Source organism: Nosocomiicoccus ampullae (assembly GCF_001696685.1).
GTDB classification, from domain to species: domain Bacteria; phylum Bacillota; class Bacilli; order Staphylococcales; family Salinicoccaceae; genus Nosocomiicoccus; species Nosocomiicoccus ampullae_A.
The window spans coordinates 56,292-70,048 of sequence record NZ_MBFG01000004.1; the positions used below are offsets into that span (position 1 = coordinate 56,292).

Annotated in this window: 11 protein-coding genes, 2 tRNA genes and 1 other annotated feature (1 of these 14 only partly in view); all 13 genes read left to right on the plus strand. The window is 37.1% G+C overall.

Annotated features, from left to right (window positions below):
* Nucleotides 1-150 (plus strand) — a binding site (T-box leader) (it extends 45 nt beyond the left edge of the window).
* A 53-nt stretch (nucleotides 151-203) separates the two neighbouring features.
* The 13 genes from serS to BBS29_RS03550 all read left to right on the plus strand — a co-directional run bounded on the left by serS (nucleotide 204) and on the right by BBS29_RS03550 (nucleotide 13,740).
* A complete protein-coding gene (gene serS / locus BBS29_RS03490) occupies nucleotides 204-1,481 on the plus strand; it encodes a serine--tRNA ligase (protein WP_068129079.1) in 1,278 nt (425 codons plus the stop codon).
* Between the two features lie 59 nt (nucleotides 1,482-1,540).
* Nucleotides 1,541-2,461: a DUF2232 domain-containing protein gene (locus tag BBS29_RS03495; RefSeq protein ID WP_068129081.1), complete on the plus strand. Its 921-nt coding sequence runs from the start codon at nucleotides 1,541-1,543 to the stop codon at nucleotides 2,459-2,461.
* A 3-nt stretch (nucleotides 2,462-2,464) separates the two neighbouring features.
* Nucleotides 2,465-4,441, plus strand: coding sequence for a DHH family phosphoesterase (locus BBS29_RS03500; RefSeq protein WP_068129083.1), 1,977 nt, complete (start codon nucleotides 2,465-2,467; stop codon nucleotides 4,439-4,441).
* The gene (gene rplI, locus BBS29_RS03505; RefSeq protein ID WP_068129086.1) at nucleotides 4,438-4,884 is read left to right on the plus strand and encodes a 50S ribosomal protein L9; all 447 of its coding nucleotides are present in this window, start codon (nucleotides 4,438-4,440) and stop codon (nucleotides 4,882-4,884) included. The genes BBS29_RS03500 and rplI overlap by 4 nt, the downstream gene beginning before the upstream one ends.
* Nucleotides 4,885-4,895: 11 nt before the next feature.
* A complete protein-coding gene (gene dnaB, locus BBS29_RS03510; protein WP_068129088.1) occupies nucleotides 4,896-6,302 on the plus strand; it encodes a replicative DNA helicase in 1,407 nt (468 codons plus the stop codon).
* A 107-nt stretch (nucleotides 6,303-6,409) separates the two neighbouring features.
* The gene (locus tag BBS29_RS03515) at nucleotides 6,410-7,696 is read left to right on the plus strand and encodes an adenylosuccinate synthase (RefSeq protein WP_068129090.1); all 1,287 of its coding nucleotides are present in this window, start codon (nucleotides 6,410-6,412) and stop codon (nucleotides 7,694-7,696) included.
* Nucleotides 7,697-7,863: 167 nt separating this feature from the next.
* A tRNA-Glu gene (locus BBS29_RS03520) sits at nucleotides 7,864-7,935 on the plus strand.
* 27 nt (nucleotides 7,936-7,962) lie between these two features.
* A tRNA-Asp gene (locus BBS29_RS03525) sits at nucleotides 7,963-8,035 on the plus strand.
* A 170-nt stretch (nucleotides 8,036-8,205) separates the two neighbouring features.
* Nucleotides 8,206-9,834 (plus strand): peptide ABC transporter substrate-binding protein, encoded by a 1,629-nt coding sequence (locus BBS29_RS03530; protein ID WP_068129092.1) that lies wholly within the window; start codon nucleotides 8,206-8,208, stop codon nucleotides 9,832-9,834.
* Nucleotides 9,835-9,896: 62 nt separating this feature from the next.
* Nucleotides 9,897-10,829: an ABC transporter permease gene (locus tag BBS29_RS03535; protein ID WP_068129094.1), complete on the plus strand. Its 933-nt coding sequence runs from the start codon at nucleotides 9,897-9,899 to the stop codon at nucleotides 10,827-10,829.
* Entirely contained in the window at nucleotides 10,826-11,755 is a 930-nt protein-coding gene (locus BBS29_RS03540) for an ABC transporter permease (protein WP_068129096.1), read from the plus strand. Before BBS29_RS03535 ends, BBS29_RS03540 begins: the two co-directional genes overlap by 4 nt.
* A 4-nt stretch (nucleotides 11,756-11,759) precedes the next feature.
* Nucleotides 11,760-12,815 carry an ABC transporter ATP-binding protein gene (locus BBS29_RS03545; RefSeq protein ID WP_068129098.1) on the plus strand — a complete coding sequence of 352 codons (1,056 nt, stop codon included), beginning with the start codon at nucleotides 11,760-11,762 and terminating at the stop codon, nucleotides 12,813-12,815.
* Nucleotides 12,808-13,740, plus strand: coding sequence for an ABC transporter ATP-binding protein (locus tag BBS29_RS03550; RefSeq protein WP_068129101.1), 933 nt, complete (start codon nucleotides 12,808-12,810; stop codon nucleotides 13,738-13,740). Before BBS29_RS03545 ends, BBS29_RS03550 begins: the two co-directional genes overlap by 8 nt.
* Nucleotides 13,741-13,757 lie beyond the last annotated feature (17 nt).

Genomic DNA, 13,757 nt, shown 5'->3' on the forward strand with positions numbered 1-13,757 from the left:
AGACTATGGTTGGTGAGAATAGTTAGTAAGCGATGTGAATTTCTATCTCTATTACAGCAAGTAAACGAAGTTCACTTCGTTTTAAAATGAGATGCATACGTTAAACGTATGTAATTAGGGTGGCAACGCGTATATAACCACGTCCCTTTTGTATATTGGGGCGTGGTTTTTTGTATCTACAAGTAAATTTAGGAGGAAAATAAATGTTAGATATTAAGTTTATTCGTAACAACACAGACATTGTAAAAGACAAAACAAAAAAACGTGAAATGGATCCAGTCGTTATCGATGAGATTATTGAGTACGATGAAAAACGCCGTACGTTATTAAAAGAAACAGAAGAGTTAAAAGCAGAACGTAATACCGTATCTCAAAACATCGCAGAAAAAAAGCGTAACAAAGAAGATGCAGATGCGGATATTCAAGCAATGCAAGAAGTCGGTAAACGTATTTCTGAAATCGATAATGAGTTAAAAGAAGTCGAATACGAATTACACTATCGTTTAGACCGTGTTCCAAATTTAATTGACGATGAAGTACCTGTTGGTAAAGATGACTCAGAAAACGTTGAAGTACGTCGTACAGGTGAACAGAAAACATTTGACTTTGAACCAAAAGCGCATTGGGAACTTCTTGAAGAGCTTAAAATGGCTGATTTTGAACGCGCATCAAAAGTATCAGGCTCACGTTTTGTATATTTAACAGGTGAAGGTGCACGTTTAGAGCGTGCATTAATTAACTTTATGTTAGATGTCCATAGAGAAAATGGTTATAAAGAAATGATGACACCACAAATCGTTCGTGGAGACGCAATGTACGGAACAGGACAGTTGCCAAAATTCGAAGAGGATTTATTTAAAATTCAAGACGAATCAATGTACACTATTCCAACTTCAGAAGTAACATTAACAAACTATTTTGCGAATGAAATCTTACAAAGTGAAGATGTGCCGACAAAGTTTGCAGCAGCTACAGCATGTTTCCGTAGTGAAGCGGGTTCAGCTGGTCGTGATACGAGAGGACTTATCCGACTTCACCAATTTAATAAAGTTGAAATGATGCGCTTTGAAAAGCCAGAAGATTCATTTGAAGTGTTAGAAGAAATGACACGTCATGCTGAAAATATTTTAAACTTATTAGAAATCCCACACCGCACAGTTATTTTATGTACGGGTGATATCGGATTTGGTTCAGCAAAAACGTATGACGTTGAAGTTTGGTTACCACAATACGGTGACTACAGAGAAATCAGTTCAATTTCAAACATGACAGATTTCCAAGCACGCCGTGCAAACATCCGCTTCAAACGAGACAAAGATTCAAAACCTGAATATGTACACACGTTAAACGGAAGTGGTTTAGCTGTTGGACGTACGATGGCAGCAATTATTGAAAATTATCAAAATGAAGATGGAACGGTAACTATCCCAGAGGTACTAAGACCGTACATGGGTGGTCAATCTATCATCGAAAAGGTATAATAATATTGAATGCTCCTATTTCATAGGAGCATATTTTTATAAGCTTAGGGTGTGTAATTTTGAAACAAGATATACCTTATTTAAAAGTTGTATCAGCAATCGCTGTGAGTTTAATATTATTTTTACTAACCGACTTTACATTTATACTCGGATTTTTACTCGTTCCGTTTGTCATCTATTTATTATTAGATATTAAGTTCAAATCTGATCGTACATTTTTTATAACGGTTTTCATCATATGGATTCCAACACTATACGGATTTTCAATACTATCATTTGTGATGTTTATTGTTATCGTGTGTTCAGTCTTATTACTTGAAGGTACGTTGAAACAACGTTTCACACAAGAAGTTACACTTACATATTTAACGTTTTTAATGGGTATACTATCGTTATCTAGTGTTCTCATTCTCCAAGCATTTAATGTGATTCCGTCTTTTGGACATATAGAATCACGAATGATTTCGTTTTACACAGAACAGTTAAATGACGTATCGAGCATTACTGGTCAAACATTTGATACAGAAATGATTATTCAGTCAGTAAAAGGATTTTTCACATTAATTCCATCACAATTTTTTGTAGTGAGTTTTGTGATTGCACTCTATACGGTACTAATGATTCGAGTATTAGTCACAGACAAATCTCAACTTTGGACATATGTACCATTTAGTAAATGGGTTTTCCCGAGAAATATCGCTTATATTTATTTTGGATTTATGATCTTAACGCTATTTCAAAATACGTTAGGTGATGCAGTTTATGCGATTGTCATGAACTCAATGGTAATTTTAGAGTGGATTATATACATACATGGTTTAGCATTTGTTTTATACTTTTTAAAACATAAAGAACTTAACATTGTATGGATTGTACTCATTATGATTGTTTCAGTCATTCTTAAACCAATTACATTATTTGTTGGATTTATAGATATGTTATTTAGATTTAGACGACGTATTGAGACAGGGGGGAAATAGCACATGTTTAAAGTACTCGATAAAAAACTCATACTCATTCCGTTTAGTATTATTCTTTTACACATCGTGATATTGAGTACATTTATATTTATCAACCACTTTAGTTTTGGAGTACTGAGCTTTTTAGTAAGTGGGATTTTATTAGCACTCGTATATATATACGCTAATCGTTGGCTAACATTATCAGAGAAAAATTTAAGAGTGCTAGCAGATGATATCGCAAAAGGAAAAGAGTATACGGCAGACCATATGCCAGTCGGCATGATTATGATTAATGATGACGACGAAATTATATGGATGAACGCCTACATGGAAGAGAAAATGCCAGAAGAACTGTATAACGAACCGATTAATACAGTATTTCCGAATTTGTTAACGATGATTAAAACAAACAATTTAACTCAGACGGAAACAGTCTATGAAGGTAAGTCATACAAAGTTTTTTATGAAGAAGAGTTATCGATGCTTCATTTTATTGATATTACAAATGAAAAAAAATTGAGAAAAAAACTTGATGATAGAAAACCTGTCATTGGTATTTTGTTTCTAGATAACTATGATGATGTCACTCAAAACATGACAGAAAACTTAAAAAGTGAGTTAAATAATCTCATTATGTCAACGATTAACGAATGGGCTGAAGAACACCATGTGTACATTCGTAGATTTTCAAATGACCGTTTTATGATTGTTATGGAAAATGTCAGTCTTGAAGCGGTCGAGGACACACGTTTTCAACTACTCGATAAAGTGCGTGAATCTACTCAAGAAATGGGCGCACAGGTTACGTTATCTATCGGTCTTGGTGAAGGATCGACAGATTACATTGAAATCGGACAACTCGCACAATCTGCGTTAGACTTAGCGCTCGGACGCGGTGGTGACCAAGTAGCAATTAAAGCAGTGAACGGTTCAGCACGTTTTTATGGTGGTAAAACAGATCCGATGGAAAAACGTACACGCGTAAAAGCTCGTGTTATGGCGCATGCCCTACGTGACTTGTTACTTGAAGGTGAAAATGTCTTAATTATGGGTCATAAAAATCCTGACGTCGACTCAATCGGTGCGAGTATTGGTGTTGCGAAAATCGCAAAATCAAACGGAATCGATGCACATATTGTATTAAATGAGTCAGACTTAGACGATACGTTAACACGTATGATGAACGAAGTACGTGACCACGAACATATATATGAAACATTTATTTCATCAGAAGATGCATTTGACTTAATGACGCCAGGCACGACAGTCGTCGTCGTTGATACGCATCGACCATCGATGGTGCTCGATACCGATATTTTAAATAAAGCAACGCGTAAAGTTGTTATCGACCACCATAGACGTGCGGATGAAATGATTTCTAACCCACTACTTGTGTACATGGAACCATATGCATCTAGTGCATGTGAACTTGTCGCAGAGCTACTTGAGTATCAGTATCAAGAACATAAAATGTCACGTTTAGAAGCGACGATTATGTTGACGGGTATTATCGTCGATACGAGAAACTATACGTTACGTACAGGTAGTCGTACGTTTGATGCAGCGAGTTACTTACGTTCAAACGGTGCTGACCCAGTACTCGCTCAGACGTTCTTAAAAGATGATATCGATACGTTTATCGCACGTAGTGATCTCATAAAATCTGCTGAGATAGACTCTGATGGTATTGCGATCGTTAAAGCAGACCAAACGATGACATATCATCCAGTCACTGTCGCACAAGCAGCTGACTCTCTACTTCAAATTGAAGGTGTACGTGCATCGTTTGTTATTGCGACACGTGAAGATGATTCAATTGGAATTTCTGCACGATCTTTAGGAGATATTAATGTACAAATTATTATGGAAGAGCTCGGCGGCGGTGGGCATTTAACAAACGCTGCAACGAGACGTACAGATGTGACGATGGACGAGTTATATGACGAGTTAAAACATGTCATAGACCAAATGAAAGATATTAGGAGTGAAGAAGAATGAAAGTCATTCTATTAAAAGATGTTAAGAATATCGGTAAAGCAGGAGAAGTAAAAGAAGTTGCTGCAGGTTATGCACAAAACTTTTTATTTAAAAAAGGACTTGCAGAAGAAGCTACTCCAGCTAACTTAAAAAAATTAGAAGCTCAACAAGAACAAAAACGTGAAGCAGCACGTGAAGAGCTTGAGGACGCAAAAGCGTTAAAGGAAAAATTAGAACAGTTAGAAGTTACGATTAAAATGAAATCTGGTGAAGATGGTCGTCTATTCGGTTCAGTGAGTTCTAAACAAGTTATTGAAGCGTATAAAAAAGAACATGACATTAAACTCGACCGTAGAAAATTAGATATGCCTGAACCACTAAAAGCACTTGGATATCATAAAGTAGATGTGAAGTTACATCAAGAAGTTACTGCAGTACTTAAAATTCACGTCGTAGAACAGTAAGAGGTGTCGTCATGGAAAATAACAATCATTTTCCGCGTCAAATGCCACATAGTACCGATGCAGAACAAGCACTACTCGGTGCGGTTTTAATAGATCCAGAGATTATGATAGACGTCGAGACGACGTTAGAAATCGATGATTTTTATGAACGCGCACACCAACTCATTTATAGTAGTATGCTCGAGGTAAATCAAGCGAATAAAAAGATTAGCCCACTACTACTCATGGAACACTTTAAAGTAAAAAATATAGTCAATGATGTCGGTGGATTATCGTATTTAACAAATTTATTTGAAATGTCACCGACGTCATCCAATTGGGAAGAATATGCAGATATTATACGTAAAAATTCGTTGAGACGTGTTCTAATTCGAAAAGCAGAGCGTCTATCATTAGATAGTTTCAACCCTGAGACTAATGTCGAGGAATTAATTGCTGAAGCAGAAAAATCGATGATGGATATCGAAAAAGACCGTAGACGTGACGGATTTAAAACGATGAGAGATGTCGTTTACGATATTTTCACAGAAATCGATGAATACTCAAAACTCGATAACAAAGGTATTACAGGGATACCAACAGGTTATCGACAACTCGATAAAATGACGAGTGGTCTACAACCGAATGATCTAATCATTCTCGCAGCGCGTCCGTCGATGGGTAAAACAGCTTTTGCATTAAACATTGCAGAAAACGTAGGAATGTCTAGCACTAATAAAAATACAGTCGCAATATTCTCACTCGAAATGGGTGCAGAACAACTCGCGACACGTATGATTTCAAGTGTTGGACATATCGATTCATCGAGTTTAAGAAATAGACAGCTCAACCAAGAAGAATGGGACAACTTAGCACACGTTACTGGTAAATTATCAGATACAAATATTTTCATAGATGATACACCAGGTATACGTGTAAATGAGATTCGTTCAAAGTGTATTAAGCTAAAAGCACAACACGGTCTCGATTTAATTATTATCGACTACTTACAACTAATTCAAGGATCTAGTCGAAGAAATAGTGAAAATAGACAACAAGAAGTATCTGAAATTTCACGTATGTTAAAAGCTCTGGCACGTGAAATGGAATGTCCAGTCATTGCATTGTCTCAGCTCTCACGTAGTGTTGAATCTAGGCAAGATAAACGTCCGATGATGAGTGACTTACGTGAATCTGGATCGATTGAGCAAGATGCGGACATCGTTGCATTTTTATATCGTGATGATTATTACAATCGCGGTGAAGGTGAAGACGATGAAGGCGCACAAAGTACTCAAGATGAAATAGAAATCATCATTGCAAAACATCGTAACGGACCGACTGGAACAGTTAAATTAATGTTTAATAAACAACATAGTAACTTTATAGATCTTGCGGTTCAAGAATTTGAAGATGGATACATCCCACCGGGGAGCTAACATTAAAGCACTTCTAAACGTTTAGAAGTGCTTATTTTAATTGATTTTAGCCGTATTTAGTGATAAAGTATAATACGGTTAAATTAGACTTAATGGAGGCTTTTTTTATGTCTGGAACAGTAGTAGTCGGAACACAATGGGGAGACGAAGGTAAAGGTAAAATTACAGACTTTTTAGCTGAAGAAGCAAAAGTCATCGCTCGTTTCTCTGGAGGAAATAACGCGGGTCACACGATTCAATTTGGTGGAGAAACATACAAATTACATTTAGTACCGTCTGGAATTTTTGCAGATGATAAAATCGCATTAATCGGTAACGGTGTTGTAATTGATCCACTATCACTTATTAAAGAGCTCGACGGTTTAGAAGCACGTGGTATTAACGTTGATAACTTAAGAATTTCAAACCGTGCAAATGTCGTCCTACCCTACCATATCGCTCAAGATGAATTAGAAGAAGAAGCACGTGGTGACAATAAGATTGGTACGACAAAAAGAGGAATCGGACCATGTTACGTAGACAAAGTTCAACGTATTGGAATTCGTATGGCTGATTTAGTGAACGATGAAGTGTTTAAAAAACGCCTCAAAGAAAATATTGAATATAAAAACCATTATTTAAAATCACTCTTCAATCACGAAGGATTTGAATTTGAAGAAATTTATGACACATATAAAAAAGCAGCTGATCGCTTACGTCCATATGTATGTGACACAGCAAAAATTTTAGACGATTCATTTAAAGCAAATGAACGTGTATTATTTGAAGGTGCTCAAGGTGTTATGTTAGACATCGACCACGGTACATACCCATTCGTCACGTCATCAAATCCAATCGCAGGTAACGTAACAGTTGGTTGTGGTGTTGGACCGACATTCATTAAGCATATTATCGGCGTATGTAAAGCATATACGTCACGTGTTGGAGATGGTCCATTCCCTACTGAGCTATTCGACGAAGATGGTCATCATATTCGTGAAATTGGTCGTGAATACGGTACGACAACAGGACGCCCAAGACGTGTCGGTTGGTTTGACTCAGTTGTAGTACGTCACTCACGCCGTGTAAGTGGGATTACAGACTTATCACTAAACTCAATTGACGTATTAAGTGGATTAGATACTGTTAAAATTTGTGTCGCTTATGAAATCGATGGAAAAGAAATTACAGAGTATCCTGCAACACTTGAAGAATTACAAAAAGCAAAACCAATCTATAAAGAATATCCAGGTTGGAAAGAAGATATTACAGGAGTACGTCGTTTAGAAGATCTACCTGAGAACGCACTAAACTACTTAAAAGAAATCGAACGTCTATGTGGTGTTCAAATTTCAATATTCTCAGTAGGACCCGACAGAGAACAAACAAACCTACTCTCAGATTTATGGGAGTAATATTTAAAGGCTATCTCAAAACGAGATAGCCCTTTTCTTATTCATACCAAATTTTTCAATAAAAAATCTAATCAAAAGATTAATTAGAAAAAAACTTTTAAAAATATTCAAAAAAACCTTGCTTTAAATTACCACCATGCTATAATAAGTCTTGTGTTCAGATAACTGGCCCCTTGGTCAAGCGGTTAAGACACCGCCCTTTCACGGCGGTAACACGGGTTCGAGTCCCGTAGGGGTCATTTTTATTTTGTTTACTTATCTGAATTGGTCCCGTGGTGTAGCGGTTAACATGCCTGCCTGTCACGCAGGAGATCGCGGGTTCGATTCCCGTCGGGACCGTAAGTATCCTCTAGTGAAATATCGCTAGAGGATTTTTTTATGGAATTTTATATTATTAGAATAGTCTGAAAAAATTATTATTACTATTGACAATTTATAGTTAAAATGATTAAAATAAAAATATGAAAACGTTTTAAGAAAACGCGTTCATAAAAAAGGGGGAGAAATATATGAATAAACTAAGAACACTCATGTTATTACTTGGACTTGTACTTGTATTAGCAGCGTGTGATTTTGGTGGCGGTGGCAGCGACTCTTCTAGTAATGAAGATGGTGAAGCGTTAAAAGAATTAAACGTTTCTATTAACCAAGACCCACCAGCATTCCACCCAGCGCTTGCAACAGATACAACTTCAGGTGTAATTGTAGCAAGTGTATTTGAAGGTCTTACACGTTTAGATTCTGACGGTACACCTGTAGAAGGTATGGCGGAAAAAATTGATGTTTCTGAAGATGGAAAAACTTATACATACACATTACGTGATGGAAAGTGGGCAAATGGAGATCCTGTGACAGCACACGATTTCGAATTTGCGTGGAAATGGGCATTAAATCCTGAAAATGCAGCAGACTATGCATACCAACTTTACTACATTCAAGGTGCAGAAGAATATAACACTGGTGAGGGTTCAGCGGATGATGTAAAAGTTACAGCGCTTGACGATAAAACTTTAGAAGTTGAGCTTGTAAACCCAACACCATTCTTCGATGAGTTAACAGCATTCTATACGTACTATCCTGTAAACTCTAAAGTTGCTGAAGAGGATCCAGATGCATACAAGAATCCAAACAACGAAAACTACATTGGAAATGGTCCTTTCAACTTAGATAAATTTGCATCAAGCTCTGAAATCGTATTAAAGAAAAACGATGAATATTGGGACAAAGACAATGTTGATGTAGATGTTGTAAACGTTCGTATTATCGAAAGTGAAGCAACAGCATTAAAAGAGTTTGAAGCAGGAAACTTAGACTACCTAGGTGCACCGTTTAACTCTGTAGACTTAAACGCGTTAGATCGCTTCAAAGAATCAGGAGATCTCTCTGTTTCAGATATGGCGGGAACTTACATGATTACGTTCAACACTGAAGACGACATTCTTAAAAACAAAAATATCCGTGAAGCGTTAACGACAGCGATTGACCGTCAAGGTTTAATCGACAACGTTACTAAAGGTGAACAAGAACCAGCTTCTGGATTAGTACCATTAACGATGAAAGGTTTCGAAGACCACAGAGATTACTTTAAATCTAACGATGCAGAAGCAGCTAAAGAAGCATTAGAAAAAGGTTTAGAGGAATTAGGTTTAAATAGCCCATCAGAAGTTAAAATTACATTATCTTATAACACAAGTGAAGCTCACGCTGCGATCATGCAGTTCGTTCAGCAAAACTGGATTGATACATTAGGTATAGATGTTACGTTAGACAACTCTGAGTGGCAAGTTTACTTAGAAGAGCTCAAGAGCTTAGACTATCAAGCTGGTCGTTACGGATGGGTTGGAGACTTTAACGATCCGTACAACTTCTTAGAGTTATACAAACGTAAAGGTGGAAATAACACAACTGGCTGGGAAAGTAAGGAGTACCAAGATATTCTTGATAAAGCGACAGTCGAAACTGACGAAGCAACACGTACTCAATTACTTAAAGATGCAGAAGAATTATTTATGAAAGACTTCCCAGTCTCTCCTATTTACTTCTATACAAATATCGCAGTTAAATCTGACCGTGTGAGCAACATGGATCCAGATCCACTTAGTAACTTACAGCTTAAGTACGTTAAAGTTAATGAATAAAAAAAGTTAACAAAGGTGAGTCTAAGTGCTCACCTTTAATTTTTTATAAGGAGGCTACACCGGTGTTAGCGTATATAGGTAAACGACTCTTATATATATTACTTGCATTATGGCTGATTATTACGGCAACGTTTTTCTTAATGAGACTCGCGCCAGGTAACCCATTTGCATCTGAACGTGCATTACCTCCAGAAATTGAAGCAAACTTAAATGCACAATACGGTTTAGACAACCCATGGTACATTCAATATAAAGATTATTTAATAGATACAGCAAAAGGTGATTTCGGTACTTCGATGAAATATAAATATCGTGAGACAAACGATATTATTAAAGAAAGTTTCCCAGTGTCAATGACATTAGGGTTAGAAGCGATGTTTCTAGCAGTCGCTTTCGGTGTATTAATTGGGGTTATTGGAGCCTTATTCCATAATAGGTGGCCGGACTACTTGACGACCATCATCGCTGTGTTGGGGATATCGATACCGTCTTTCGTTATGGCGACGTTATTACAATATTACTTAGCATTAAAACTAGATATATTCCCTATCGCAGGTTGGAAAGGGTTTATTTATTCTGTTTTACCAGCGATTGCCCTCTCAGCGACACCTATGGCATTTATTGCGAAACTGACGCGCTCTTCAATGCTTGAAGAAACAAACTCAGAATACGTGAAGATGGCAAAAGCAAAAGGAATTAAAAAGGTTACAATTACTTATAAACATGCGTTACGAAACGCATTATTACCGGTTGTTACGTATTTAGGACCACTAACAGCTGGGGTTGTAACAGGTAGTTTTGTTATCGAAGAAATATTTTCGATTCCAGGGCTCGGTAAACACTTCGTAAATAGTATCACAAACCGTGATTATACAGTCATTATGGGTACGACAGTATTCTACTCAATCATCTTATTATTTGCGGTCTTAATCGTAGATATTTTATATGGATTTATCGATCCACGTATTAAAGTTGGAGGAGGAAAATCGAAATGACAAAAATAGAAAATATAAAACTTTCCCCTGAAGACTTTGAGATTGTCGGTGTTGAAACAGAAAAGTCAGAAAAATTATCGAAAAAATCGATATCCTTCTGGCAAGAAGTAACAATGCGGTTTTTAAAAAACAAACTTGCATTAATCGGTTTAATTACGCTGATTTTAATTATATTAGGTGCAACTTTTGTTCCGATGTTTTCTAACTTTACGTATCGTCAACAAACAGGTGATTACAACATCGCACCAAACGGTACTTACTTCTTTGGTACAGATGATTTAGGACGAGATATATTTACACGTGTTTTTGTAGGGGCAAGAATTTCGATATTTATTGGATTCGCTGCTGCAATCATTGATTTAATTATTGGAGTGACGTGGGGTGCGATTGCCGGTATGAAAGGCGGTTGTTTAGATGAAATAATGATGAGAATTGCGGATATCCTCACAGCAGTACCATATTTACTCGTCGTTATTATTTTACTCGTCGTCATGCAACCAGGTTTACTACCGATGATTATTGCCTTATCTATTACAGGCTGGGTGAACATGGCACGTATCACACGTTCTGAAATATTAAAACTTAAAAACCAAGAATATGTACTCGCGGCACGTACTCTTGGTGCATCTACAGGACATTTAATTATGAAACACCTAATTCCAAACGCATTAGGTGCAATTTTAGTAACAATGACGTTAACAATCCCATCAGCAATTTTCACAGAGGCGTTTTTAAGTTACTTAGGACTTGGTGTACCTGCACCACTCGCAAGTTGGGGTACGATGGCCAATGACGGTTATCCAGCACTTCAAAATGCGCCGTGGAGATTATTCTTCCCTGCTGCATTTATCAGTTTAACTATATTTGCGTTTAATACAGTTGGAGATGGACTACGTGACGCACTAGATCCAAAGTTAAGGAAGTGATCGTATGAAGGAACCAATTTTAAAAGTCAAAGACTTAAAAGTTAACTTTAAAACGTATGCTGGGAAAGTACAAGCGGTTCGAAATGTATCATTCGATATTAAACAAGGAGAAACACTCGCAATTGTTGGAGAATCAGGTTCAGGTAAAAGTGTAACGTCTCAGGCAATTATGCAACTCCTTCCCGTCCCCCCTGCAATTTATGAAGGCGGAGAAATTATGTTCGGAGATACGGATTTATTAACATTATCCGATAAACAGATGGAAAAAATTCGTGGTAATGATATTAGTATGATTTTCCAAGATCCGATGACAAGCTTAAATCCGACGATGAAAATCGGTAAGCAAATTACAGAGGTTATGCTTAAACATCAAAAGATTTCTAAAAGTGATGCAAATCGTCGCGCAATTGAATTATTAGAGCTCGTCGGTATAAAAGACCCAGAACGTGGTGTCAAACAGTATCCACACGAATTTTCTGGTGGGATGAGACAGCGTGTCGTAATTGCGATTGCTCTCGCTGCAAACCCAAAATTATTAATAGCTGATGAACCAACGACTGCTCTAGACGTGACGATTCAAGCACAAATTCTAGAAGTGATGAAACGTGTTCAAAAAGAATTTGATACGTCGATTATATTTATAACACACGATTTAGGAGTCGTAGCAAACGTCGCAGATAGAGTAGCTGTAATGTATGCGGGTGAGATTGTAGAAATCGGAACAGTAGATGATATTTTCTATAATCCACAACATCCATATACGTGGGGTCTTCTCGGTTCGATGCCTGATTTAACATCTAGCCGTAGTGAGAAATTACGTACTATTCCAGGTACTCCACCAGACTTAACGAATCCACCAAAAGGTGATGCATTCGCTGCGAGAAACCCGCAAGCAATGCGTATTGATTATGAAAAGAATCCACCGATGTTTAAAGTGAGTGACACTCACATGGCAAAAACATGGAGATTACATCCAGACGCGCCGAAAACAGAAATTCCAGAAGTGATTCGTGCACGTTATAATAAATATAAAGAAAAGGATCGTGAGAGCATTGAGTAAACCACTACTTGAAGTAAAACATTTAAAAAAATACTTTGGCTCTTCTAATCATCCAGTACGTGCTGTAGATGATGTGTCATTTACGATTCAACCAGGTGAAACACTTGGATTAGTTGGAGAATCTGGTTGTGGTAAATCCACGACAGGACGAACGATCATAAATCTATACGAGCCAACAGATGGAGAAGTTATATTCGATGGTAAAGACGTCACAAAGTTAAGCAATAAAGAAATGAAACAGTTTTATCAGAATATGCAGATGATTTTCCAAGATCCGTACGCGTCGTTAAATCCCCGTATGACAGTAAAAGAAATTTTAAGTGAAGGTTATGAGATTCACGGTTTATATAAAAATAAAAAAGAACGTGAAGCTAAAGTTCATGAGTTACTGGAATCTGTGGGACTAAACAAAGAGCACGCCTCACGATATCCACACGAATTCTCAGGTGGTCAACGTCAACGTATAGGAATTGCAAGAGCGTTATCATTTGATCCAAAACTCATCATCGCAGACGAACCGATTTCAGCATTGGATGTATCTATTCAAGCACAAGTCGTTAACATGATGAAAGAAATTCAAAAAGAACGCGGACTTGCGTATCTATTTATCGCGCATGATTTATCGATGGTTAAATACATTTCAGATAGAATTGCAGTGATGTATAAAGGTAAGTTACTAGAAATTGGTGAAGCGGATGACTTATATCAAAATCCAGTTCATCCATACACGAAGTCCCTACTTTCGGCTGTACCACAACCAGACCCTGAAAGTGAGAAAGAACGTCAACGTATTCCATATACACCGACAGAATACAGCGAATCCGACGAAGAAGATTTGATGCTGAGAGACCTCGGTAACGGTCATTTCGTTTACTGTACAACAAAAGAATTTGAAGCATGGTCAAAAGAGTATCCCACAGTTTAATACTGTGGGATTTTTCG

Bases quoted from the DNA above. Each gene is read 5' to 3' on its own strand.
- BBS29_RS03515 (WP_068129090.1), top strand. From the start codon at position 6,410: ATGTCTGGAACAGTAGTAGTCGGAACACAATGGGGAGACGAAGGTAAA.
- BBS29_RS03545 (WP_068129098.1), top strand. From the start codon at position 11,760: ATGAAGGAACCAATTTTAAAAGTCAAAGACTTAAAAGTTAACTTTAAA.
- serS (WP_068129079.1), top strand. From the start codon at position 204: ATGTTAGATATTAAGTTTATTCGTAACAACACAGACATTGTAAAAGAC.
- dnaB (WP_068129088.1), top strand. From the start codon at position 4,896: ATGGAAAATAACAATCATTTTCCGCGTCAAATGCCACATAGTACCGAT.
- BBS29_RS03530 (WP_068129092.1), top strand. From the start codon at position 8,206: ATGAATAAACTAAGAACACTCATGTTATTACTTGGACTTGTACTTGTA.
- BBS29_RS03500 (WP_068129083.1), top strand. From the start codon at position 2,465: ATGTTTAAAGTACTCGATAAAAAACTCATACTCATTCCGTTTAGTATT.
- rplI (WP_068129086.1), top strand. From the start codon at position 4,438: ATGAAAGTCATTCTATTAAAAGATGTTAAGAATATCGGTAAAGCAGGA.
- BBS29_RS03540 (WP_068129096.1), top strand. From the start codon at position 10,826: ATGACAAAAATAGAAAATATAAAACTTTCCCCTGAAGACTTTGAGATT.